Origin of the sequence: Candidatus Marimicrobium litorale (genome assembly GCF_026262645.1) — a bacterium.
Lineage (GTDB): Bacteria > Pseudomonadota > Gammaproteobacteria > Pseudomonadales > Halieaceae > Marimicrobium > Marimicrobium litorale.
The window spans coordinates 3,091,950-3,114,316 of the sequence record NZ_SHNO01000001.1 but is presented as its reverse complement, the minus strand read 5'-3'; the positions used below and the strand labels follow the sequence as shown (position 1 = coordinate 3,114,316).

At 56.0% G+C, this 22,367-nt stretch carries 23 protein-coding genes; 11 read left to right on the top strand and 12 right to left on the bottom strand.

Annotated elements, in window-relative coordinates:
- Nucleotides 1–9: 9 nt before the first annotated feature.
- The 4 genes from EYC82_RS14130 to EYC82_RS14115 form a co-directional block, all read right to left on the bottom strand.
- Entirely contained in the window at nucleotides 10–753 is a 744-nt protein-coding gene (locus tag EYC82_RS14130) for a YebC/PmpR family DNA-binding transcriptional regulator (RefSeq protein WP_279250186.1), read from the bottom strand.
- Nucleotides 754–786: 33 nt separating this feature from the next.
- The gene (gene aspS / locus EYC82_RS14125) at nucleotides 787–2,571 is read right to left on the bottom strand and encodes an aspartate--tRNA ligase (protein ID WP_279250185.1); all 1,785 of its coding nucleotides are present in this window, start codon (nucleotides 2,569–2,571) and stop codon (nucleotides 787–789) included.
- Between the two features lie 45 nt (nucleotides 2,572–2,616).
- Nucleotides 2,617–2,928 (bottom strand): FmdB family zinc ribbon protein, encoded by a 312-nt coding sequence (locus tag EYC82_RS14120; protein WP_279250184.1) that lies wholly within the window; start codon nucleotides 2,926–2,928, stop codon nucleotides 2,617–2,619.
- A 188-nt stretch (nucleotides 2,929–3,116) separates the two neighbouring features.
- Nucleotides 3,117–3,524, bottom strand: coding sequence for an HU family DNA-binding protein (locus EYC82_RS14115; RefSeq protein WP_279250183.1), 408 nt, complete (start codon nucleotides 3,522–3,524; stop codon nucleotides 3,117–3,119).
- 328 nt (nucleotides 3,525–3,852) lie between these two features.
- Between EYC82_RS14115 and EYC82_RS14110 the strand changes: the two genes are divergently transcribed.
- Nucleotides 3,853–5,562 carry a proline--tRNA ligase gene (locus EYC82_RS14110; RefSeq protein WP_279250182.1) on the top strand — a complete coding sequence of 570 codons (1,710 nt, stop codon included), beginning with the start codon at nucleotides 3,853–3,855 and terminating at the stop codon, nucleotides 5,560–5,562.
- Nucleotides 5,563–5,578: 16 nt separating this feature from the next.
- On the opposite strand, the gene EYC82_RS14105 is transcribed toward EYC82_RS14110, so the two are convergent.
- Complete coding sequence (locus EYC82_RS14105) at nucleotides 5,579–6,628, bottom strand: AraC family transcriptional regulator (RefSeq protein WP_279250181.1); 1,050 nt, start codon at nucleotides 6,626–6,628, stop codon at nucleotides 5,579–5,581.
- Nucleotides 6,629–6,831: 203 nt separating this feature from the next.
- Here EYC82_RS14105 and EYC82_RS14100 point away from each other — a divergent pair, with 203 nt between their 5' ends.
- The 6 genes from EYC82_RS14100 to EYC82_RS14075 all read left to right on the top strand — a co-directional run bounded on the left by EYC82_RS14100 (nucleotide 6,832) and on the right by EYC82_RS14075 (nucleotide 12,467).
- A complete protein-coding gene (locus tag EYC82_RS14100) occupies nucleotides 6,832–7,677 on the top strand; it encodes a helix-turn-helix transcriptional regulator (RefSeq protein ID WP_279250180.1) in 846 nt (281 codons plus the stop codon).
- Between the two features lie 163 nt (nucleotides 7,678–7,840).
- Complete coding sequence (locus tag EYC82_RS14095) at nucleotides 7,841–9,184, top strand: glutamine synthetase family protein (RefSeq protein WP_279250179.1); 1,344 nt, start codon at nucleotides 7,841–7,843, stop codon at nucleotides 9,182–9,184.
- 174 nt (nucleotides 9,185–9,358) lie between these two features.
- The gene (locus tag EYC82_RS14090) at nucleotides 9,359–10,168 is read left to right on the top strand and encodes an endonuclease/exonuclease/phosphatase family protein (RefSeq protein ID WP_279250178.1); all 810 of its coding nucleotides are present in this window, start codon (nucleotides 9,359–9,361) and stop codon (nucleotides 10,166–10,168) included.
- A gap of 11 nt (nucleotides 10,169–10,179) precedes the next feature.
- The gene (locus EYC82_RS14085) at nucleotides 10,180–10,548 is read left to right on the top strand and encodes a DUF5329 family protein (RefSeq protein ID WP_279250177.1); all 369 of its coding nucleotides are present in this window, start codon (nucleotides 10,180–10,182) and stop codon (nucleotides 10,546–10,548) included.
- A gap of 125 nt (nucleotides 10,549–10,673) precedes the next feature.
- The gene (locus EYC82_RS14080) at nucleotides 10,674–11,855 is read left to right on the top strand and encodes an acyl-CoA desaturase (RefSeq protein ID WP_279250176.1); all 1,182 of its coding nucleotides are present in this window, start codon (nucleotides 10,674–10,676) and stop codon (nucleotides 11,853–11,855) included.
- A gap of 126 nt (nucleotides 11,856–11,981) precedes the next feature.
- Nucleotides 11,982–12,467, top strand: a complete 486-nt coding sequence (locus EYC82_RS14075) for a glutathione peroxidase (RefSeq protein WP_279250175.1) — start codon at nucleotides 11,982–11,984, stop codon at nucleotides 12,465–12,467.
- A 42-nt stretch (nucleotides 12,468–12,509) separates the two neighbouring features.
- On the opposite strand, the gene EYC82_RS14070 is transcribed toward EYC82_RS14075, so the two are convergent.
- Nucleotides 12,510–14,093 carry a peptide chain release factor 3 gene (locus EYC82_RS14070; RefSeq protein ID WP_279250174.1) on the bottom strand — a complete coding sequence of 528 codons (1,584 nt, stop codon included), beginning with the start codon at nucleotides 14,091–14,093 and terminating at the stop codon, nucleotides 12,510–12,512.
- A 270-nt stretch (nucleotides 14,094–14,363) separates the two neighbouring features.
- Complete coding sequence (locus tag EYC82_RS14065; protein WP_279250173.1) at nucleotides 14,364–14,510, bottom strand: hypothetical protein; 147 nt, start codon at nucleotides 14,508–14,510, stop codon at nucleotides 14,364–14,366.
- On the opposite strand from EYC82_RS14065, the gene EYC82_RS14060 reads away from it, so the two are divergent.
- Together EYC82_RS14060 and EYC82_RS14055 are read left to right on the top strand one after the other, a co-directional pair.
- Nucleotides 14,509–14,745, top strand: a complete 237-nt coding sequence (locus tag EYC82_RS14060; protein ID WP_279250172.1) for an RNA-binding S4 domain-containing protein — start codon at nucleotides 14,509–14,511, stop codon at nucleotides 14,743–14,745. The genes EYC82_RS14065 and EYC82_RS14060 overlap by 2 nt on opposite strands.
- Complete coding sequence (locus EYC82_RS14055; RefSeq protein ID WP_279250171.1) at nucleotides 14,742–16,184, top strand: AMP-binding protein; 1,443 nt, start codon at nucleotides 14,742–14,744, stop codon at nucleotides 16,182–16,184. The genes EYC82_RS14060 and EYC82_RS14055 overlap by 4 nt, the downstream gene beginning before the upstream one ends.
- Before the next feature lie 35 nt (nucleotides 16,185–16,219).
- Here the strand turns inward: EYC82_RS14055 and EYC82_RS14050 are convergent, their stop codons facing one another.
- The 4 genes from EYC82_RS14050 to EYC82_RS14035 form a co-directional block, all read right to left on the bottom strand.
- On the bottom strand, nucleotides 16,220–17,155 hold the full coding sequence (locus EYC82_RS14050; protein ID WP_279250170.1) for an ABC transporter substrate-binding protein: 936 nt from the start codon (nucleotides 17,153–17,155) through the stop codon (nucleotides 16,220–16,222).
- Complete coding sequence (locus EYC82_RS14045; RefSeq protein WP_279250169.1) at nucleotides 17,155–17,928, bottom strand: ABC transporter permease; 774 nt, start codon at nucleotides 17,926–17,928, stop codon at nucleotides 17,155–17,157. The genes EYC82_RS14050 and EYC82_RS14045 overlap by 1 nt, the downstream gene beginning before the upstream one ends.
- A complete protein-coding gene (locus tag EYC82_RS14040) occupies nucleotides 17,928–18,692 on the bottom strand; it encodes an ABC transporter ATP-binding protein (RefSeq protein ID WP_279250168.1) in 765 nt (254 codons plus the stop codon). The genes EYC82_RS14045 and EYC82_RS14040 overlap by 1 nt, the downstream gene beginning before the upstream one ends.
- 185 nt (nucleotides 18,693–18,877) lie before the next feature.
- Complete coding sequence (locus tag EYC82_RS14035) at nucleotides 18,878–19,555, bottom strand: PEP-CTERM sorting domain-containing protein (protein WP_279250167.1); 678 nt, start codon at nucleotides 19,553–19,555, stop codon at nucleotides 18,878–18,880.
- Between the two features lie 395 nt (nucleotides 19,556–19,950).
- Between EYC82_RS14035 and EYC82_RS14030 the strand changes: the two genes are divergently transcribed.
- The gene (locus EYC82_RS14030; protein WP_279250166.1) at nucleotides 19,951–20,172 is read left to right on the top strand and encodes a hypothetical protein; all 222 of its coding nucleotides are present in this window, start codon (nucleotides 19,951–19,953) and stop codon (nucleotides 20,170–20,172) included.
- A gap of 113 nt (nucleotides 20,173–20,285) precedes the next feature.
- Here the strand turns inward: EYC82_RS14030 and EYC82_RS14025 are convergent, their stop codons facing one another.
- A complete protein-coding gene (locus EYC82_RS14025) occupies nucleotides 20,286–21,017 on the bottom strand; it encodes a lytic transglycosylase domain-containing protein (RefSeq protein ID WP_279250165.1) in 732 nt (243 codons plus the stop codon).
- A gap of 119 nt (nucleotides 21,018–21,136) precedes the next feature.
- On the opposite strand from EYC82_RS14025, the gene EYC82_RS14020 reads away from it, so the two are divergent.
- Nucleotides 21,137–22,300, top strand: a complete 1,164-nt coding sequence (locus tag EYC82_RS14020) for a cytochrome P450 (RefSeq protein WP_279250164.1) — start codon at nucleotides 21,137–21,139, stop codon at nucleotides 22,298–22,300.
- The last annotated feature ends 67 nt before the right edge of the window (nucleotides 22,301–22,367 follow it).

Genomic DNA, 22,367 nt, shown 5'->3' with positions numbered 1-22,367 from the left:
GGCGTTGCACTACAGGGCGGCCAGCAGCTCGTCGGGTATCTCAACATTGGTGTAAACGTTTTGCACGTCATCGAGTTCTTCCAGGGCATCGACCAGCCCCAAGAGTTTTTCTGCACCATCGGAATCCACGGGCACTGTAGTCGACGCGACCATCGTCACCTCGCCGTCCTCCGCCACAAAGCCCGCCTCAACGAGCGTTTCCTTGATGGCGGCAAAGTCCTCCCAAGGGGTTGTCACGTCAACCGAACCATCATCATGCGCAACGAGATCTTCAGCCCCCGCCTCTAAAGCCGCTTCCATCAGAGCATCTTCATCCACACCGGGGGCGTAACTGATCTGCCCCTTGCGGGCAAACAAATAAGCTACCGAACCATCGGTACCCAGATTGCCCGCGCGCTTGCTGAAGGCATGGCGTACTTCCGCGACAGTGCGATTACGGTTATCCGTCATGGCCTCCACCAACACGGCAATACCACCGGGCGCATAACCCTCGTAGGTGATTTCCTCCATGTCGTCCGCATCGTTGGTCCCCGCACCACGGGCAATGGCCCGGTCGATGGTATCGCGAGTCATATTGGCGCCGAGTGCCTTGTCTACCGCGGCGCGCAAGCGCGGGTTATCTTCCGCAATCGCGCCGCCCTGCTTGGCCGCGACAACCAGTTCGCGAATTAACTTGGTGAATGCTTTGCCGCGCTTAGCGTCCTGAGCCGCCTTGCGGTGTTTGATGTTGGCCCACTTACTATGACCTGCCATCGGAAACTGCCCTCGTTGTTCTAGTGAATACCATCAAGCCTTTTTGCCATCCTCGCCAGAATTTTGACGCAGGCGGATGTTCAGATCACGTAGCTGTTGCGTCGATACTGCTCCCGGTGCATTGGTCATGACACACGCAGCGCTCTGCGTCTTTGGAAAAGCGATTACATCCCTGATCGACGAGGCGCCAGCCATCAGCATCACCAACCTGTCGAGGCCAAAGGCCAGCCCGCCATGCGGCGGCGCACCATATTGGAGTGCGTTGAGCAGGAAACCGAATTTTTCCTGCGCTTCCTCCTGATCGATATCGAGGATGCGGAAAACCGCCTCCTGCATCTCGCGCTGGTGGATACGAATACTGCCGCCGCCCAACTCGGTGCCGTTAAGTACCATATCGTAGGCCCTGGAGAGGCACTCCCCGGGTTTTGCCTGCAACTCCTCAATAGAGCCCGAAGGCGCGGTGAAGGGATGGTGCAGAGGCGTCCATCCACCGGCTGGATCTTCCTCGAACATCGGGAAGTCTACTACCCATAAGGGCGCCCAGCCTTCGCCAACGAGCCCAAGGTCTTCCGCCACTCTGAGTCGCAGCGCACCCAATGCCTCATTGACCACTGCGGCGCGATCAGCGCCAAAGAATATAATATCACCATCCGCAGCGCCGAGACGCTCCATCATTTGTGCGACAATCTCGTCGGGCATAAATTTGAGGATCGGGGACTGCAACCCCTCGATACCAGCCGCGATGTCGTTAACCTTGATCCAGGCCAAGCCACGCGCGCCGAACACGGCGACATAGTCAGTGTAACCATCAATTTCCTTGCGACTGATCGATGCTCCGCCCGTTACTTTCAATGCCGCAACCCTTCCCGCAGGATCGTCAGCAGGCCCCCGAAAAACCTTGAACTCTACCTGTTGCATCAAATCATCGACACTCACTAGTTCAAGCGGAATACGCAGATCGGGCTTGTCCGATCCATAACGCTCCATAGCCTCGCTGTAGCGCATATGGGGAAATGCGGGCAAATCAACATCAAGCACATCCCTGAAAAGTTCACGGATCATCCGCTCGGTAATATCCATGATTGCCTGTTCGTCCAGAAAGGCGGTCTCGATGTCGATCTGGGTGAACTCGGGCTGGCGATCAGCGCGCAAGTCCTCGTCCCGAAAGCACTTGGCTATCTGATAATAGCGATCAAAGCCCGACACCATCAACAACTGCTTGAATAGCTGGGGCGACTGGGGCAAGGCGAAAAATTCTCCCGGATGCGTGCGGCTCGGCACAAGATAATCGCGGGCGCCCTCCGGCGTCGCTCGGGTGAGGATGGGTGTTTCAATATCGAGGAAGCGCTCACCGTCGAGAAAATTACGCACCGCGGTCGTAATTCTTGAACGCAGCATCAGGCGCTCCTGCATCTCATGGCGACGCAGATCCATATAGCGATACTGCAGGCGAACCTCCTCGCCCACATTCGTGTATTCATCCAACTGAAAGGGTGGGGTCTCCGCTGCGTTGAGGATCTCCAGGGCCTTACCCAGGACCTCGATCTCCCCCGTCGCCATAGTAGGATTCATCGTCGCTTCGGAACGCGCGCGTACGCGGCCCGTCACCTTCAATACATACTCACTGCGCACACGGTCGGCCCGCTGGAAATGCTCGTCGGTATCCGGGTCAAAAACGACCTGGACGATGCCCTCACGATCTCGCAGGTCGAGGAAGATAACACCGCCGTGGTCTCGGCGACGATCTACCCAACCACACAGAGTGACCGTCTCGTCTATGTTTAATGTAGTGATGGCGCCACAATAATGACTGCGCATGATCTGGTTTCCGTATGGATGCACTGGCCGGACACCCGGCCTGGATTACGCTGTTTTCTTACTGTCGCCTGACGTACTGCCTGACGGTGTCTTGTCGGCCGGTTTGCTCTCAGCGGAACTGGCTCCAGCGGGCTTGCCGCTTTCGTCGCCACCTCCCGCAAGGTTTTTCTTGTTACCGGTCTTGAAGTCGGTTTCGTACCAGCCGCCGCCTTTCAGGCGGAACGCCGCCGCTGACACTTTTTTCTTGAGTGCCGCCGCGCCGCAGCTCGGACAGTCGACGAGGGGGTCGTCACTGAGTTTTTGCAGCGCCTCGGTCTGTTCGCCGCAGCTCTGGCATTGATACTCATAGATCGGCATAAAACGGCCTCATTAACTAAAGCTTGGCGCTCAGGCATAAAAAATTGAGGCGGCGATTTTAACCCATGCAGGCGAACACGCCAAGCGCAAGGAAAGGCAGGAAAAGCGGGCGTGAGCACCGCATCAGTGGTGCGTCGTCGGATAAGGCCGCAAGCGGCCTGCCATAGCAGGTCGCTTGCGCGTATCGCTTAGGAAGCAGCGAATTCCTTCATCTTCTTCAAGGCGCGAACCTTGACCTGCATGCTTGCAGGCTTCGCCTTGAACATTTGTTCTTCACCAGTGAAAGGATTAACACCTTTGCGTGCCTTGGTCGCAGGCTTTTTCTTGGTGGTGATTTTCATCAGCCCGGGCATAGTGAACTCGCCGACACCACGCTTTTTGATGCTGCGTGCGATCAGGTTTTCATAGGCGTCGAGCACTTCGCTGACCTGCTTCTTACTCAGCTCAGTGGTGTCTGCCAGGCTTGAGACAATCTGACCCTTGGTCATTTTATCGCTGATCGCAGTCGTGACTACCTTCTTGGCCGGGGCTTTTTTCGCTGCTGCCTTCTTACGTGCAGGAGCCTTCTTTTTTGCTGCTTTTCTTTTAGTTGCCATGTTGTATTCAACCTTCCCTAAAAAGTTTAAATGAAGAACAGTGACAGCCCGGACCACGTGATTAATTTTGTTATCACACTAGCGCACCCGGCCATAACGGACTGTATAAAGCATGAAACGCTACAATACAAGTGTTTTCTATCATCACTCGACAAAAATATCTGCAGTAGAAGCGTGTTCAATTGCGAACAGAAACGTCGCGAAAAAAACCCACGCCAAAATTTTTGACGCGCCGCCTTCACACGCATACTCAACGCGAAACCTGTACGCTATGTTTAATCACACGTAAACTAGTCACCCCTCGCAAACACGCAAATCGGTAAACGCCATGCGCACCAGTCAGTACCTCATCGCGACGCAAAAAGAGACTCCCGCAGATGCTGAAATCATCAGTCACCAGCTAATGCTGCGCGCAGGACTGATACGAAAACTGGCCGCAGGCCTCTACACATGGCTGCCCCTCGGGCTGCGTGTATTGCGAAAGGTTGAAGCGGTCGTACGCGCCGAAATGGAGGCAGTCGGTGCTCAGGAAGTTTCTATGCCAGTTGTGCAACCTGCTGAATTATGGGAAGAATCTGGTCGCTGGGAGCAATATGGCCCGGAGCTTTTACGCATCGCGGATCGTCATCAGCGACCCTTCTGTCTCGGCCCGACGCACGAGGAAGTGATTACCAGCCTCGTACGCGACGAGGTGAAAAGTTATAAGCAGCTCCCTCTTAATCTCTATCAGATACAAACAAAAGTGCGCGACGAGATTCGACCGCGCTTCGGCATCATGCGGTCTCGCGAGTTCCTGATGAAGGATGCCTATTCGTTTCATCTGGACCAGGTATCCCTGGAGAACACCTATGCGACTATGTTCGATGCCTACTCCGCCATCTTTGCTTATCTCGGCCTTGAATTTCGGCCCGTCATCGCTGATACCGGCAGTATCGGTGGCAGCGCCTCTCACGAATTTCACGTACTGGCTGATTCTGGCGAAGATGCCATCGCTTTCAGTAACGGCAGCACTTACGCGGCCAATGTAGAAATGGCCGAGGCGATTGCACCCCCGGGAGAGCGACCAGCACCCGCTGCAGACTGTGCGAAAGTCGCAACGCCAGGCGTAAAATCGATTGAGGCACTTGCAGACTTTCTGGGCATTGATGCCACTGCCTCAGTCAAAACACTGGTCGTAGAGGGTGCGGCGGAGGGCGAGCTAATCGCTCTGGTACTGCGAGGCGATCACCAGCTGAACAGCGTCAAGGCGGGCAAACTTGAGGCGGTAGCTGAGCCGTTGTGCATGGCCAGCGAGGAAGCAGTTCGCGCGGCCTGTGGTGCCGGTTTTGGCTCGCTGGGGCCAATAGGCCTCCCTTTTTCTGTGGTTGTCGATCGCAGCGCTGCGCAACTCGCCGACTTTTGCTGTGGTGCCAACGAAGATGGCTACCACTGCACAGGGGTTAACTGGGATCGAGACTGCCCCCTGGGCGACATCGCCGACCTGCGTGAGGTGTGCGCAGGTGACCCAAGCCCCGATGGCACGGGCACACTGGATATCAAACGCGGTATTGAAGTGGGGCATATTTTCCAGCTGGGCACAAAGTACAGCGAGGCTATGAACGCCACCGTTCTAAATGAGAACGGCAAAAGTATCGCTATGACGATGGGGTGTTACGGTATCGGGGTCAGTCGCATCGTGGCTGCGGCTATCGAGCAGAATCACGATGACAAGGGCATCGTTTGGCCCAGCGCCATGGCACCGTTCCAGGTTGCAATCATCCCACTCAACCTGCAGAAATCAGAGGCCGTCGCAGACTGCGCCGAGGCGCTGTATGCACAATTGTGCGGTGCCGGTATCGAGGTGTTAATGGACGACCGCAACGAGCGCCCCGGAGTGAAGTTCGCCGATATGGAACTCATCGGTATTCCGCACAGGGTGGTCATTGGTGATCGAGCGCTAGCCGAGGGAAATCTCGAATACAAACACCGCAAAGGCGAAGATTCCGAACTGATTCCTAAGGATCACATTGTGTCTTTTTTGCAGGAAAAACTGGGCTGAACAGCCGCACCCGGGGCTAACGATAGGAGCCGGGCGATTGCCCAGTCCATTTCTTGAAGGAACGATGGAACGCGCTGGGGTCAGAGAAACCTACCTGCTCCGCCACTTCACTGACGGTGAGCCCGTCTCGGCTCAGCATGGAAATCGCCACGTCCCGCCGGGCATTGTCCTTGATCCTCTGGTAGGAGGTTCCCTCTTTCTCCAGCCTGCGCCTTAAGGTACGGGCCGACATATTTAGCAGGCCGGTCAACGCCTCGAAGCTGGGCATCTCGCGGCGAAAGTCATCGCCGAGAATCTGGCGTATGCGGTGGGTAATACTCAGGGTGCTGGCGTGGGGCTCAATCACCATATAGTACGGCGCCAGTTTCAGGAATTCATTCAGGTCTACCTCTGTGCGGGTCAGCTCCGCCTCGAGATGGCGAGCACTGAAGGTCACCGAGTTCATCGGCTGATCAAACGCGACCGGGCAGTGGAAGAAATGTCGGATGCCCGCCATAAACTCCGGTTTGGGGCCGGCACAGGCCGCGCTGGTAATATCAATATGCTGATCGATCAACCATCCGCTGAACCGCACCCATATGGCGAGATTACATAACACACTGTGCTGCACGTCTGGTGCATCATCCCCGAGCAAGTAGCTCAGCGTGGCCTCTTTGCTCGCTTCCTCGACAAGTAACCTGTTAGTGATCTCAGCACCATGCCGCACGCGACAAACCTGATTGAACTCTATTCCCCGGTGCATCGCCGAGGACAAGTTTGAACTATTAATCATGCTCAGGGCTATTAGGCGGGTGGTGCCAACCGGCGTTTGCACATCGGGCATCACGCCGCCGGATTCGTCGCCCAGTTCTCGGATCAACTCCAGACACAGGCGCGAATACTGTTCTCGAGACACGAATGCTGTCTGGGCATCCTGGCCCAGAGGGTCAAAAGGAAACCCCGCCGCGCGCAGTATTCCCCCGACATCGCGATCGTAGGCCCTGGCCTGCGCCAACAGGGCTCGTGTGAATTCCAGGGGCACTGCCTCATTCAATAGCCCGGGAGTGCCTGACTCTTTATTCGCCACCAAACGACCACTTTTTATTAGGTCAGATGAGTATACCGCACTCAACGCCAGAGACTAAAAATCTCCAGACGAGCTGCGCGGAAAGGCTGTGGCCGACAAAAGCCAAAGCAGACGGGGTTATTAGTGGCTCCGCACGTTTGACAAGCGTGTGCAGCCTGCTCAGTATGTAGCGGAAAGTTGCCACGTAAAAAAGCCATCACCGCATGACGGATATCAATCAACTGAGCACCTGGAATCTCGAGATTTCCAGAGCTATTGCCGCCCTGGGCACCGAGGACTTTTTCCCTGCGCTGGTGAAGGCCATTCATGGGCAGGTCAAGGTCGACTACCCACAGATCTGGCTCTACCACAAAGATTTACCCCCCCGTGTGCTGTACCACGAGATTCCAGAGCACGCTGTCTATAGTCAGATAGACGAATATCTGGAGGGCCCTTACCGGGAGGACCCTTTTTATCATACATCCCTGCACCAGCCTCGTGCCAAGATCTACCGCCTGTCGCGCATTACCATGGGCAAGCTGCAGGAATCAGACTACTACTGCAACTACTACGCCGATACAGGGACCTGTGACGAGGTGGTCTACGTCGCAAAGTTGCAGGCGGGCAACGTGCTGAACCTGAGTATGATGCGCCTCAAGGAGAGCGCACCATTTACTGACGAGGACTACGAAAACCTCTACCTGTTAGCAGAACCCATTGCGGAGCTGATGAAAAGCCATACAGAGAATCAGGAGTTCGCCGCCCAAAATCTGATCCAGCCGGGCATTGACCACCAGATCAACCTCGCATTCCGCACTTTCGGCGCCTCTTTGCTGTCACCTCGAGAAAAAGATGTGCTGGAGTTGATGCTTCGAGGGTACGGCACTGATACATCGGCGGAACGACTGGATATCGCAGTAGAGACTGTTCGTCGACACCGCAAGAGTATCTATCGAAAGCTTGATGTCAGCTCTCAGACAGACCTCTTCTCCCTGTTTTTGAATGCATTATCCTGCATCGGTCAGGCCGCTGGAGAAGATCCTTTGAGCATATACATGTCGCCCCGCTAAGGGAGCAATCCGTTTTCCCGCATGTCTTGTCGATTGTTCTCAAAAAGCTGAAATTCGCTGTGGCATCTGGCGCACAGACTGCCGGACTGACCCAAGTAGGGTATTGAGTGGGCGTGACGATCCGGAGATAGTAGGCTACCGACGGTCATTGTATGGCGGACGCATGTCGCTTGAAGCCGACTGGTTCCTGCGGGCTCACCCCGAAATCACCACCATAGAAGCGCTGCTCCCTGACTGTAACGGGATCATGCGGGGTAAGTGGCTACCCCGCCACAAACTGTCGACTATCTTTGACGGCGAACTCAAGCTTCCCAAGACTGCTCTCAGTCTCGACATATGGGGCCGTGATGTCGAGAAGCTGGTCTTCGCCAGTGGCGACGCGGATGGAATGTGTCGGCCGGTAGAGGGCTCTCTGCTGCCCACTCCCTGGTCTGCTAACGGCACCCATGGCCAAATCATGCTGTCCATGTTTAACACGGATGGTGCGCCCTATGCGGGTGATCCGCGGCATGTGCTGAAACAGGTTTTAACCCGGTTTGCCGACGCAGGCCTGCAGCCGGTACTGGCAGCAGAACTGGAGTTCAGCCTCGTGCAGTGGGATGAAAACATCCCCGCGCACACCTGCCCGACACCCGCGGGCGGATCCCCCGTGGGCGGCAACACCTATGGCCTCGATGTTCTCAATCACCACCAGAAGATGCTCGAAGACCTTCGCCAAGCCTGCGAGACGCAGGACATCCCCTTCGACGGCGTGGTCAAGGAGTCGGCTCCGTCACAATACGAAATCAACCTGCATCACGTGAACAATCCCGTGTTAGCTGCCCGGCAGGTCCTGATGATGAAAAGGCTGGTAAAGGGAGTCGCTGCGAAACACCAGCTTATCGCCAGCTTCATGCCGAAGCCCTTCGAGGAGGAAGCCGGCAACGGTATGCATGTTCACTGCAGTGTGCTTGATAAGGATGGCCTGAATATTTTCAATGATGGCAGCGAAAAAGGCTCACCCCTGCTGCACAACGCAATCGGGGGCTGCCTCGCTAACATGGCTGATTCCCTCGCGATTTTTTCACCCAGTTATAATGGTTACCGGCGCTTTCAGCCCGGCTGCCATGCGCCTACTTATCCCAGTTGGGGCTACGAAAATCGCACGGTGGCGGTGCGTATTCCCGCCGGTAACCACGCTGCGAGGCGGCTCGAACACAGGGTGGCGGGGGCCGACGCAAACCCCTACCTGCTGTTCTCCGTGATCCTGTCGGCGATGCTGGATGGCATCGAGCAAAACCTGTCGCCAGGAGACCCCATCAGTGGCGACGGCTATGCCCAGGAGGCAGCGAGCCTGCCTATCTATATGCCCGATGCGATGCAGCTGTTTGACGACTCCGATTTCATTCGCCAAAGTCTTGGCAATGAGCTGCAGCGGATTTACACCCTCACCAAACAGCAGGAGATGGAGGAGTTCCGCAAGCGAATATCCACGCTGGAGTACCAGACTTTCCTGCAGCAACTTTAGCCTCGAAGCCGCCCAGCGAGACGCTTTTTACCCCCAAAGGCCCGGTAACACTGCGTTTGACTATCCCTTTCGGGCCGCTTGGCGATCGAGCAGATTCCCGGAACCATACCGCGGTTACACACTCTAAGCAGAGTACGGTAACATGCCGCCCAACACCGGATAAATGAACCCATCATGCGAAGTAAGACACCACTGCACTTACTGTGGCTCGTGCCTCTGGTCATGGCTGCCCTCGTTTCTCTCAGAAGCGCCGTTGCCCATGAGGAAGCACCCTGCGCTCTGACGCTGGGTCAGACCAACGTTCAGCAGGGCTCAACACTGGGCAACAACCTGGAGATCCTGAGCTGGAATATCCAGAAAGCGAGCAACGCCGGCTGGGCCGAGGACCTCACCACGCTGGCCGAGGGTGTCGACCTTGCTTTCATTCAGGAGGCCTCTATCGAAGCCCGAATTCCCGAGGCATTGTCACTGCATGCCAATTTTGCCCGCGGTTACACCACTCCGGGGCGAGAAACGGGTGTGATGACCTTGAGCAGCAGCACGTCCAGCGTGCACTGTAAATTCACTTCGATGGAGCCCTGGCTGGGCACCCCGAAAGCAACCGGTGTCACCGAGTACCGGCTGGAAAACCGCGAGGAACGCTTGCTCACCATTAACCTCCATGCCATTAATTTTGACCTGGGCCTGCAGCGCTTCCACTCCCAGTTTGAGGCGCTGCGCACCCTGCTGGATCGGCACCGGGGGCCCATTATCGTCGCCGGCGACCTGAATACATGGAGCGGCAGCAGGCAGGAGCTGGTGGACACGTTCATGCAAGAGCACGGCCTCGGGTCTGTTACATTCGAACCGGACCTGCGCACGACCGCCTTCGGCCGAGCACTTGACCATATTTATGTTCGCGGCCTACGCGCAATTGATGCGCGGGTCATCCCCGTTTCCAGTTCTGACCATAATCCGTTGAGGGTAAGGCTAGGTTTTCTATAATGCGTAACTCTATGAATATCATAGTATTTGCAGTCCTGCTTGGACTGTCAGGCGCGCTCTCAGCTGCCCAGGATGATGTTGCACAAGCGGAGATTGAGCACCTGTTGATCTTCGTCAGCGACAGTCCCTGCACATTCATCCGCAACAAGGTACGCCATGAGGGCCCGGCCGCTTCAGAACACCTGCGGCTAAAGTACGAGGGCGACCAGCGCCACGTGCAATCGGCAGAACTATTTATCGAGCGAGTCGGCACAAAAAGCTCCCTGACAGGTAACCCCTACACGGTCAACTGTGGCGGCGAGGCGGAAACCTCCAGAGAGTGGCTGCATCGGGAACTGGCCACCTATCGCAACTTGTCGGACCCTTACCGGAATCGCTGAAAACCCGTCGCCAGCAGCAAAATGACAACGGAACAGAACATTAATGTAAACTGGGACGGTGCAAGGGAACAGATACCGCCCAACTGACCACGCAGTTATTACACCAGAGGTAATGCATACTCATCATGAAACAGGCACAGATAAAACCTCCGTTTAACCGGGTCAACCTGGCGATTTTCGTCGGCCTGCCGATTGCGGCACTGATACTGGTCCCTCTGTGGGGAATCTATCAAGGCTACGACACCTTCCAATGGCTTTGGGCACTGGCGTTTCTCTATCTCAACGGCATGTCCATCACGGGGGGTTACCATCGCCTTTGGGCCCATCGTGCCTACAACGCCCACCCCGCCCTGAAATGGTTTTTTGCCTTCTGGGGGGCGGGCGCGCTGCAGAACAGCATCCTGATCTGGGCTTCGGATCACCGTCGCCACCACCGCCACGTGGACGACAACGTCAAGGATCCTTACTCCGCGGGCCGCGGGCTCTGGTTTAGCCACATGGGCTGGATGCTGCGCCAGTATCGCAGTAACACACCGGACCTCAGCAATGCGAAAGATCTACAGCGAGATCCCGTGGTGATGTGGCAACACGAACACTACGTAGTACTAACCACTTTCATGAACCTTGGGCTGCCAGTGCTTCTGGGTATATGGCATGGGGATATCATCGGTACAGTGCTGCTGGTGGGCCTGCTGCGGCTCGTGGTCAATCACCATGTAACATTTTTCATTAACTCTTTGGCGCACTTCTGGGGCAAACGCCCGTACACCGAGACCAATAGTGCTCGTGACAATGGTTTCCTGGCCTTCCTCACCTATGGCGAGGGCTACCACAATTACCACCACATTTTTCAGACCGACTATCGTAACGGTATCCGCTGGTGGCAGTGGGATCCCACCAAGTGGATGATCGCACTGTGCGGCAGGGTCGGCTTGGCCAGCAATCTGAATCGCGTATCGAATTTCAAGATTCAGCGAGCCATTCTGGACACCGCTTTCTCGCGCGCGCGGAGCGAAATGGCCGAGGCGGAAGGCAATGAATCCCTGAAGGACATGCTCGATAGGGAATACCAGTTATTTACAGACTTTATTAACCAGTGGACCGCTCTGCGAGCTGAGAGCTACGAGCGCACCCGCGAGCAGCTGAGCGGCGCGCTGGAAGAAAAGAAACATCACCTGCAAAGCAAGTGGGAAAACGCGGCACTGCACACTCAGTTCAAGACGCTTGAATACTCGCTCAAGATGCAGCGCAAGCGCCTGGGGCTGCTTATGGAGCAGTTCAACTGCCACCAGGCCCAGATGGCCTGAAAAGTGGCCGCACCACCGATGGGTGTATAAAACCGCCCAAGGCCCGTGTCAGCAATCCAACCGCTCGATCTTTGCGTAACCGGGTGTGTGTTAACCTAAACAACTTTTTCATCCGGAGAACCCCACATGCCCGAGTCCGTCTACGATTTTAGCTGCACGACCCCTGCTGGCGAAGAGCGTCCATTGGCAGATTTCAGGGGCAAAGTTCTGTTGGTGGTCAATACCGCATCCAAGTGCGGCTTTACCCCACAGTTCAAAGGCCTCGAAGATATGTACAGCGAATACCGTGACAGAGGCCTCGAGATACTCGGTTTCCCCTGCAATCAGTTCGGCAAACAGGATCCGGGCAGTAACGATGAAATCACGGAATTTTGCCAACTCAACTACGGCGTGTCCTTCCCCATGTTCGCCAAGATTGAAGTCAACGGCGATGGCGCCGCGCCGCTGTACCAGCATCTCAAGCAGGCAGCACCTGGCGTATTTGGCAGCGAGGGTATCAAGTGGAACTTCACCAAGTTCCTCGTGGATACTGATGGCAACGTCGTGCGGCGTTACGCGCCAAAAGATAAGCCTGCCGCGATTGCCGCAGACATTGAGGCCCTGCTGACCTAACCGGCGCGGGGCTCATGCGAGACAGCCCCGGCGGCGACACTATCAATGCTCCCGGGTGGCCCTGAACTCAATGTCGGGCCAACGCTCTTCCATCAGCGAAAGATTGACCCTGGTCGGTGCAAGGTAGGTAAGGTAGGCGCCACCGTCCACCGACAGGTGCTCGGCAGCTTTTTTGCGAAACTCCTCGAGCTTACGGTCATCATCGCAGTAAACCCACCGAGCCGTGAACACGTTGACAGGCTCGTATATTGCCTCCACCTTGTATTCATCCTCCAGCCGGTAGGCGACCACATCGAACTGCAGTTGCCCCACCGCGCCGACCACCAGATCCGATGAGTTGATCGGTGCGAAGACCTGAGTGGAACCCTCTTCGGATAGCTGCTGCAGGCCCTTCTGTAATTGCTTCGATTTCAGTGGATCGGCCAGCCGAATCCGACGAAACAGTTCGGGCGCGAAGTGGGGTATGCCGGTAAATTGCAGGGGCTCGCCCTCGGTAAAGGTATCGCCGATCTGGATAGTACCGTGGTTGTGGAGACCTATGATGTCGCCAGATACCGCCTCCTCCACCAATACCCGCTCGCCCGCCTTGAATGTGACCGCGTCGGCGATTTTTATAGCCTTGCCGATACGCACATGGTTCAACTTCATGCCCTTGAGATAGCGACCCGAGCACAGGCGCATAAAAGCAATCCGGTCCCGGTGACGCGGGTCCATATTCGCCTGTATCTTGAACACAAACCCTGACAACTTGCCCTCACTCGCAGCGACCGTACGATCCAGCGTATCCCGATTCTGGGGAGCAGGAGCCCATTTAACAAAGTCATCCAGCATTTCACGCACCCCGAAGTTACCCAGGGCCGTACCAAAAAACACGGGGCTCAACTTACCCGCAAGAAACGCCTCTTGATCGAACGAGTGGCTGGCCCCACGCACCAGCTCGATCTCCTCGCAGAAATCCTCATATCCATCATCAAGTAAGTCACGTGCGGCGTCGCTATCGAGGCCCTCAATACGCGCGTTATCCGGCAAGACAGCGCCCTTGCCAGGCGTATAGAGCTGGATAATATCGGTATAGAGATTGTATACGCCCTTGAAATCCGACCCCATACCGATAGGCCAGTTAATTGGCGCCCCCTGTATCTGCAAAACGTCCTCAATTTCATCGAGTAGCTCAATAGGATCGCGTATATCGCGATCCATCTTGTTGACGAAACTAATGATCGGCGTATCGCGCAGGCGACAAACACTCATCAATTTTATTGTGCGCTTCTCTACGCCCTTGGCACCGTCAATGACCATCAAAGCAGAGTCTACGGCTGTCAGCGTGCGGTAGGTATCCTCGGAGAAATCCTCGTGGCCGGGCGTATCCAACAAGTTGACGGTTCGCTCACGGTAAGGGAACTGCATGACGGAGGATGTCACCGAAATACCACGCTCCTGCTCCATGCTCATCCAGTCCGATGTCGCGTGAGGCCCCTTCTTGCCCTTGACGCTGCCCGCCACCTGAATCGCGTTGCCAAGTAGCAGCAGTTTCTCAGTGATCGTCGTTTTGCCTGCATCCGGGTGAGAAATGATGGCGAAAGTCCGCCTGCTGCTGATCTCACTGCCTAGATTGCCATCTGCCACGTGTCCAACTCCCGCCTGATCTTGCCACTTTCTTGTTCGGAGTCCGGCTTGTTCCGAACCCGCTGAAATGGCGCGCAATTATACAGTGACCGGCACAAATGCCCACTCCCAAAACGAAACAGGCTTGAGACCATATACAGCGGTTCCGCCACTGTGGGAGACTATGCGCAACCTGCAACCTCGCTCTCAGGAGGAGGTCCACCCGTGCCGCCGCAACAACCAGAACCTGAAAAATGGCCGCTTACTTTCGTTCATTACCGCCCTGCGCGGCTATCTCGCCCTGTGCGAAAGGCCCATCCAGGCAATGCTCTGCCCCGACAGAGCGTAGGCAGCGATTGCCTCATGCCCACCGGGATGAATGCGATAGTCCACTTGTCCGGCGCCTGCGTTACGCTGCCGAGGGAGATTTGAACGCATGACCGTTATCGGCATTGATCGCGAGCCGGTAGAGCTCTACAAGATACTCAAGTTCGAGGGACTTGTAGCCTCAGGAGGCGAGGCGAAGCTAGCCATTAGTAGCGGGTTTGTGGCCGTGAACGGTGAAATCGAAACGCGCAAACGCCGGAAAATTGTAGACGGAGACACCATCGCCTTTAGCGATACTATTTTCCAGATACGCTTGGCGTGCGGTCGGTCAGAGAGCATCGAATGAGCTTAAACATTATTGCGTCCTGGGCATCAAAGACTCCGAATGGTGTAGCAATAATTTACAACGGCCAAAGTGTTAGTTACTCGGCTTTCACTAGCGCGATCTTGGGCGTCCTCGTGGAGTTGGATAAAGAGGGACTCCCCAATGAGGGGACCGTTGCAGTCCTGGTCGATAACCTCCGCGACTGCTGGGTCATTACTCTCGCCATAAGAGCCATAGGGCTGGATACGGTCTGCATCAACTCCTGGCGCTTACTCGAAGACATCGGTATACCGGATGTTCATGCTGTAATCACCAGTATTAGCGACGTCAAACGAGGCTTTGTTGCGCCTGCGGGTGCAATCGTCGTTGCCAATCCGAGCTTCGACGCCGATGCGGCGCTAACCTCCCCCCCCTGCGCGCAAAGCGGTGGGCATACTCTCTACACATCAGGCACAACCGGTCACTACAAAAAATTGTACTGGACCGGCGAGCAACTTGCGCGCTGTGCGGAACAACGGGCAAAAAGTCCTGTCTATAGCAGCAACCCGGAGACTGTGTCATACCTCCATGACTTCGGACTATGGACCGCAGTGGGCTTTAAGTACCCTCTCTCTACATGGCTAGGGGGAGGCTCAGTTATCTTCGAGCAACGTCCTGACTGGTATCGCTATTTTATGGACAGCGGGCTGACATCGACGCTGCTGGTACCGGACATGGTGAATCAATTACTCGATTATCAGCTGACACGAGCAGAGCCATCAAAGCGCGGCGATTTTGTCCTTGGAGTCACTTCAGGGTTTTTATCGCGAAAATCTGCCGAGCAGTGTCTCACCCACATCACTACCTTTCTGACCATTAACTATGGTGCAACCGAAATTAACTCCTCAGGAATGTATTCACGGATAACCGATCTGGACGACATGCACTGGCTGGAAGCCAAGGATCCAGACCGCTTCGAAATCGTTCAAGAGGATGGCACGGCCGCCGAGTACGAGGAGGGCGAACTCCGTATCCACCTGACCGATTACGACTGTGCCCGATATGAGGACGACTCTGCGGCCTCAGCAAAAGTCTTCCGCGATGGATATTTTTACCCGGGCGACCGTGCCATAAAAAGAGCTGATGGACGCATACGTGTGATCGGCCGTAACATTGACGCCATCAACTACAACGGGCACAAATACGCCGCAGCACCACTGGAGCAAGACATCCAATCTCTACTGGGCGTGAGTAATGTCTGTATTCTCAGCGGCCTGAATGGCAGCAGCGCAGAGGAAATAATAATCGCTATTGAGGCAGACCGCTTGCCAGAAAAGCCAAAATTAGATGCTCTGGCGCGTAAAATGTTCCGCCTCAGCAAGGTTCGCTACGCCCAAATGAAGCGGTTTCCCCGCACTGAGACGGGCACTCACAAGATCAACCGCAGAGCACTGCGGGGCATGCTTTTCGGCAATAACTAAAGTTGGCATTTTAAAAGACCCGTTATGCCTGTCGACTAGAAGTTGGCAAACAACGTCTCAACCTTTACCGGCTCGCGAATCACATCAATCGCCAACAGCTGATCGGCCAACGTCTGCCATCTCTCCAGCGTCATGGAGCCAAGCTCGGTCTCTGCCGTCGTCTGAATCAGCGAATATTGTGCTGCAGCACTTGCACTGAACGTCTCTGCAGACATGGCTTTGTTCAAATCGCCCATCACCCGGTTGGTCGGTGCCGCATCGGAAAGGTAATCTTTCCAGCCCGCGCGCACTGCCCCCACCATACGTTTCACTTCGTCTGGTGACTGCGCTAGTCGCGCTCTGCGAGTGACCAGCACGGTGGTGTAAGGATTGTAGCCACTCTCCGCGACAAGGAAGGTCTTGACTTTAAGTCCCACCGCCTTGGCTTCCAGTGGTTCGCTAGTCACAAAACACTGCTGGGATAGCTTGGTATCGTTGCGGAAATTGCCGATGCCACCAAGATAAGGCGCCGTCGTTACCTTTAGCGGGGCGTACTTCATCCTGAAAAATTGGCTATACGGTAAACCCGATTGCCACAGCAATACACCGTCGCCATGCACCACATCCTCTATCGACTCAAAACCACGGGAGGCATGGGTCATAATTCCCTGAGGGTTCACCTGATAGGTTGCAAAAAGGGCCACGATATCGCCACCACGAGCATGAGCGATAACGACCTCGTCTCCCGACACGATAGCGTAATCGACCCTGCCAGCCAGCAACATCTGAATAGTCGGCGTGCCCGAGCCGCCCTCTATTATCTCAACATCCAGTTTGTTCTCTCTGAAATACCCAGCCTCCTGGGCGGCATAAAACCCACCAAACTGCGGCTCCGGTTTCCAGTTGAGCGCCAGCACAAGCGGCTTCGCCGACGCAGATGCACTGGCGAGGATCGACAGAACCAATAGACTCACTATACTCATTAGACGCATTACACTTTCCTCAGATAAGGCCTGCCTCGTAATAACAGGCGACTAAGCACCTCGATGGCGAAGACCAGCGACAGAGCCAACACACTGGACATCAGAACACCACTAAACACCAGGTCAACACGTTGCTGGGTGCGCGCAGCATCGATCAGGCTGCCGATGCCTCCACCCGCGATAAATTCGCCCACTATGGCACCAATGACAGCCAATCCTGCCGAAATACGAATACCGGTCAACATATAGGGCAGTGCCGATGGAAGCTGCAATTTCACGATGAGCTGCCAGGGCGAGGGGCGATAAAGGCGGTAGAGCTCCCTGAGCTGCGGATCTGTTTCTTGCAGCCCGGTCAGGGTATTTGCAAGTATGGGAAACAGGGACACAATAAACGCTGATGCACGCACGGTAGGATCACCAAACCCGAACCAGATAACCAACAGGGGTGCGATGGCGATTATCGGCACTGTCTGGAAAAAAATGCAGAAAGGCAACACCGCGCGTCGCACCAAGGGGATCGCAAAAAACAATAGCGCGAGGGACACCCCGGTTAAGATACTGAAACCCAGGCCCCAAAATATTGAATGTGCGGTCGACAGTGTTGCGGCCCAGATCTCAGGCCACAACTGCCACGTGGTGGCGAATATCTGTGTCGGCGAAGGCAGGAGGTAGGCTGCCACCCATTCCTGTGCCACGACCAGCTGCCACACTGACAGCAACCCGCCAAGGAAAATCCAAGCGGGAAGTTTTTCTGCTATCCAGTCGCGCAACGCACCCAGCATCAGCCACTCCCCCCGCTCTCCACAAGGGCAGTCTCCATATCAGTAAACAGGCGCGAGTAGGATTCAACGATGCCGTTAAACTCGGCGGTCATCTTCAAGGCCTGGTCCCGTGCGGGAAAGTCGATGGCTCGCCAGTCTCTCTGCCCACCCTGCGCATCCATCATCAGGATGCGATCGCCGAGATAAACCGCCTCGGCAATGGAATGGGTGACAAATACGTACTGCAAGCCCAGTTCTGCCTTGAAGGATAAAAGCAGGTCCTGCATGCGAAAGCGGGAACGCTCATCAAGCGCCGCGAAGGGTTCGTCGAGCAGGATAATCCTGGGTTCGGTGACCAACGCACGCGCCAGGGCGACCCGCATCTGCATACCGCCGCTCAACTCACTGGGGAAATGGGCGAGGCGCTCCCCCAGGCCCAGCTGCTGCAATAACGCAACAGCGCGATCGCGCTGTGCTGCGCTGCTGCTGTGCGTCAATTCCAGCGGTAACAGCACGTTTTCAAGGCAACTACGCCAGGGCACCAGACGAGGCTCCTGAAACACGTAGCTCATGTGCTCAATTAAGCCCGACGACAGGGTTATGTCTCCGTCGCTGACTTTCTCCAGGCCCATCAGCAAGCGCAACAGAGTCGTCTTGCCACATCCGGAGGGACCCAGCAAGCAGAGACACTGTCTCTCCTCCAAAGTAAACGTGAGGTTATGAACCACCGGAGCATCGGCGGCGGAAAAGCGCTTGCTCAGCGCGGTTACCTTAATGGCGGACATAGCATTCGGGCATCTCGTCGATAGCTGTTGCTAAGCCAGATTTTCCGGCAGTTTCCCACGACAATCAACTGGGAAAGTAACGATACACCAGGGGCGCGACCGGCGGCGTGCAGTAGCGTAGGGTTCCCAGATACAAAAACCCCGGGGCAAGCCCGGGGTTCCTGGTAAATGCTGACTAGCAGACTTCAGCGTGCGCGCTTGCGCCGACCGAGACCAATACCCAACAAACCCAGTGCTAACAAACTGAATGTAGCCGGCACGGGCACTTCCGGCGGCTTATCGGCTCTGACGAAATCAAACGCAGCGTCCCATGCTGGGCCGGAACTACTGAATGCGACTTCCAATGAGGTGGCGATATCGGCATCACTACCGTTGGTCAAATCGCTGAAAGGAAGGAAGAAGTCACTACCCGACGCACCGTCGGGGAAAAACTGCGAGAAAGAGGTGCCGCCGTTTAGCGCGAATCCTATTGTCAGATCATTGTCGATGGGTGCGGGCAAGCCAAAAAACAAACCTGTATTGCCCCCAGCCGTCAAATCAGTAGTCAAGAAGTTCCAGCTCACCGTAACGATGCTATCGGTCGTGACGTTGTTCGACAGGGACAGCAGGTCAGACACCACAACCGCTGCTGAGCTTGCGGGACCGCCGCCTTGAAACACATTAAGCTCGATTGTGCGATCACCCACCATCCCAATACCACTGTCGGCGGTGAAAATGCTGCTGACATCTGGAGCGAAATTGTTGTTGAGCAATGTCACGTCGGTCTTAAAGTCATCAATAGTGATTGGAACTGCGCTGACACCCAACGACCACGTGAGGGTCGAGAATGCCGCTATTACGAGTGCAATCCTGCTAGTTTTCATCATCTCTCCCTGAGCGAACCCGCTTCCACATCGGACAGTGCGCCCGCCGTCATCTTGCCTTGGCGGAACATCCTTTGACTGCCCGTTTGACTTTTCTATCCCCAAAACTTAAAGCAAAATACATTCCATAAAAATTAAAAGCTAATATTATCAGTTGTTTATAAAAAAGGCTGCGTCGCCCGACGGTGCAGCAAGGCTCGATTTGTAAAAAAAACTGACACTGGTGAACGTCCCTTTCATGGCATTTTGTCGGCGAGTCACGTTCGGGGCCGCCCTGTGCCAACGCCAAGAACAAGGACAGCGTGAGGGGTAGGGCGATGACCGCGAACTATTAGCCTTCCCGCGCTAACTGCACTACTCTGCTGCCACGGGTAAACACAAAACAGGTTAAGCCAATGCGCACGATGTTGATCACTCTGACTTTGCTGACCGTTACAGGATGCAGCTGGGAGCGCATGGCGCACTATTCGCCCTACGACTTGAATTATGATGGCCAATTAGATGCCGTGTGCCCCGGAATGACCTACGATACCAACGAGTATTACCATTACTCCTGGCGCTCAAAGGCCTCTACCGCGTGTAACGAAGAGGTCTATGGCGACCAACACGCCAGCTGACTGCCAAGCATCGGGGCCTGATGAACCCGGGCATGCCTCTAAACGCACCGCCTGTTATCGATCATGCTTCGCGCGGCACCAACGAGCACGCCGTCCCGCCTCCGGCTCCCACCCTAAGACTCCGCACCGGCTATGACTCGGCCAGAGAAGCGCTTCCCCATCGCTTTACGGTAACGTGCGTGGAGTATTTTCACGCGCTCTACATACGTCTGCGTCTCGGCGAAAGGGGGGACTCCATTATGGCGCCTTACCGCGCCCGGCCCCGCGTTGTAAGCTGCGGTAGCGAGGCGCGTGTCGCCCCGGTTCTGGTCCAGTAGTCGCGCGAGGTACTTCACGCCACCGTGAATATTCTCCTCGGGCGCCATAGCATTGGCCACTCCCATATCCTGAGCGGTGCCAGGCATGAGCTGCATCAGGCCCATCGCGCCCTTACTGGACACCGCTTGCGGACGAAACGCCGATTCCGCATGAATCACCGCCCTTACAAGGGCTGGATCCACCCGGTAGCGTTTTGAAGCCGTGTTAATCGCGGTGCCGAAGGCTCTCAGCTGCAGCGGAATAGTATTCCAATCGACGGAGGACGTTGGGTTGCAGGCGAAGCAGTCAAATTTCATGACGGTGTAATGCAGACCGACCGGGGGCGTATCGGAGTATGAGCGCACTCCCGTCTGATCAGTGTACTTGAACACCTGGATATCCGCCTGCCCTCTCTCTTGTGACCCCTCGGGCACATTGCTCAACACCGCAGATGCTTCATCGGCACGCAGGGGCAGAGCTGCCAGCAGGGCAAACAATACCCCCGACCCAAATCCAACCCTAACACCGCTGCGCCCACCTGTTTTCATAACTCCCATTGTATCCCAGCGGAACGTCGCCCTGAGGGCTGCAGCACTGAAAAAATACCAAAGTCCCTATCCTCAACCGTGTCCGTCGTGGCCAGCAACTACTGGTATGATCAGAGGCCATGATCGACTGGTACTACGACACACTCCCCGGAGACAGCTTTGCTGCCGCACTGTGCGCCCTGCGCAGGGAGGGCGCGGTTGTACCCGCTATGGCGCTGGGCGGCGCCATGCCCATTCACTACATCATCGGCCACGCAGCACTGGCAAAAGCCTTTCGGGACGGCGATCAATTCCCGCCGGGGCACGCCTATCAGATTATTTCCCTCCCCTTTATCGGCAAAACCTTCATGTCGATGAACGAAGACCAACACCGACAATGGCGGCCACCCATGACACCGTCTTTTCGCCGCACCGCGGTGGAGCGCATGGACCGCGAGCGTCTGGCGCAGATTGGTCATGACCTGCTGGACGAGTTGGGGGGCCAAACTCGCGCGGATCTCGTGCAGGCGTTTACCCGGCGCTATGCCTTCAGGGTGATTTGCGATCAACTGGGGCTGCCGGTAGAACAGGAGCGGGATTACTACCAGTGGTCCATGGACCTGATGTTCGGCGGGCGCGATCTACAAAAAAGCCAGGCAGCGGATCGCAAGCTCACAGCTATGGTGGCACCGGTTATAGCGGCTCGACGACGCCACCCTCAGGATGACCAGATCAGCCGCTGGCTGGATACTCAGGTTGATGGCTCTCCCATCGGCGAGGCATCGATGCTCGCGCATATTCGTCTTTTCTTCACCGCAGGCGCGACCACCACCTCAGATGCAATGGGCAACCTGTTTCACGCTTTACTGACTCATCCCGAAAGCTGGGAACGCTGTGTGTCAAACCCCGAAAAACAGGCAAATGCCGTTCAGGAATTGCTGCGCTGGAATCCGCCCGTTGCGGCACAACCACGCTTTACACGGCCCGATGGGCCAGTCGAACTGGCCGGCGTCAGCATACCTCCCAACACCCCGGTGCTGTTTGGCATTGCAGCCGCAAACCGCGACCCCGAAATATTTGAGGACCCGGATCGATTTGACATCGATCGCGACACCCGCACTCTGCTGAGCTTTGGTCCCGGGCTGCGCACCTGCCCGGGCATGCACCTGGCTCAAAAAAATCTGGAGACCGCGCTGCGCCTGGTGGCAGAGCGCCTACCGGGGCTGCGATTGCGCGAGGGCGAGGCCAGCGTCCCCGAGGGCATACTGCTCAGGGGTGTAGGAACCCTGCCGGTCAGTTGGTAGCTGCCATCTGTTTACTGGAACGAGCAACCACTAACCCGGGCGAGACATCTGGCCATGCCACAGCAAC

Excerpts from the sequence above, each read along its gene's own strand:
- EYC82_RS14130 (WP_279250186.1), bottom strand. The coding sequence starts at position 753 with ATGGCAGGTCATAGTAAGTGGGCCAACATCAAACACCGCAAGGCGGCT.
- aspS (WP_279250185.1), bottom strand. The coding sequence starts at position 2,571 with ATGCGCAGTCATTATTGTGGCGCCATCACTACATTAAACATAGACGAG.
- EYC82_RS14120 (WP_279250184.1), bottom strand. The coding sequence starts at position 2,928 with ATGCCGATCTATGAGTATCAATGCCAGAGCTGCGGCGAACAGACCGAG.
- EYC82_RS14115 (WP_279250183.1), bottom strand. The coding sequence starts at position 3,524 with ATGGCAACTAAAAGAAAAGCAGCAAAAAAGAAGGCTCCTGCACGTAAG.
- EYC82_RS14110 (WP_279250182.1), top strand. The coding sequence starts at position 3,853 with ATGCGCACCAGTCAGTACCTCATCGCGACGCAAAAAGAGACTCCCGCA.
- EYC82_RS14100 (WP_279250180.1), top strand. The coding sequence starts at position 6,832 with ATGACGGATATCAATCAACTGAGCACCTGGAATCTCGAGATTTCCAGA.
- EYC82_RS14095 (WP_279250179.1), top strand. The coding sequence starts at position 7,841 with ATGTCGCTTGAAGCCGACTGGTTCCTGCGGGCTCACCCCGAAATCACC.
- EYC82_RS14090 (WP_279250178.1), top strand. The coding sequence starts at position 9,359 with ATGCGAAGTAAGACACCACTGCACTTACTGTGGCTCGTGCCTCTGGTC.
- EYC82_RS14085 (WP_279250177.1), top strand. The coding sequence starts at position 10,180 with ATGAATATCATAGTATTTGCAGTCCTGCTTGGACTGTCAGGCGCGCTC.
- EYC82_RS14080 (WP_279250176.1), top strand. The coding sequence starts at position 10,674 with ATGAAACAGGCACAGATAAAACCTCCGTTTAACCGGGTCAACCTGGCG.
- EYC82_RS14075 (WP_279250175.1), top strand. The coding sequence starts at position 11,982 with ATGCCCGAGTCCGTCTACGATTTTAGCTGCACGACCCCTGCTGGCGAA.
- EYC82_RS14060 (WP_279250172.1), top strand. The coding sequence starts at position 14,509 with ATGACCGTTATCGGCATTGATCGCGAGCCGGTAGAGCTCTACAAGATA.
- EYC82_RS14065 (WP_279250173.1), bottom strand. The coding sequence starts at position 14,510 with ATGCGTTCAAATCTCCCTCGGCAGCGTAACGCAGGCGCCGGACAAGTG.
- EYC82_RS14055 (WP_279250171.1), top strand. The coding sequence starts at position 14,742 with ATGAGCTTAAACATTATTGCGTCCTGGGCATCAAAGACTCCGAATGGT.
- EYC82_RS14050 (WP_279250170.1), bottom strand. The coding sequence starts at position 17,155 with ATGCGTCTAATGAGTATAGTGAGTCTATTGGTTCTGTCGATCCTCGCC.
- EYC82_RS14045 (WP_279250169.1), bottom strand. The coding sequence starts at position 17,928 with ATGCTGGGTGCGTTGCGCGACTGGATAGCAGAAAAACTTCCCGCTTGG.
- EYC82_RS14040 (WP_279250168.1), bottom strand. The coding sequence starts at position 18,692 with ATGTCCGCCATTAAGGTAACCGCGCTGAGCAAGCGCTTTTCCGCCGCC.
- EYC82_RS14035 (WP_279250167.1), bottom strand. The coding sequence starts at position 19,555 with ATGAAAACTAGCAGGATTGCACTCGTAATAGCGGCATTCTCGACCCTC.
- EYC82_RS14030 (WP_279250166.1), top strand. The coding sequence starts at position 19,951 with ATGCGCACGATGTTGATCACTCTGACTTTGCTGACCGTTACAGGATGC.
- EYC82_RS14025 (WP_279250165.1), bottom strand. The coding sequence starts at position 21,017 with ATGAAAACAGGTGGGCGCAGCGGTGTTAGGGTTGGATTTGGGTCGGGG.
- EYC82_RS14020 (WP_279250164.1), top strand. The coding sequence starts at position 21,137 with ATGATCGACTGGTACTACGACACACTCCCCGGAGACAGCTTTGCTGCC.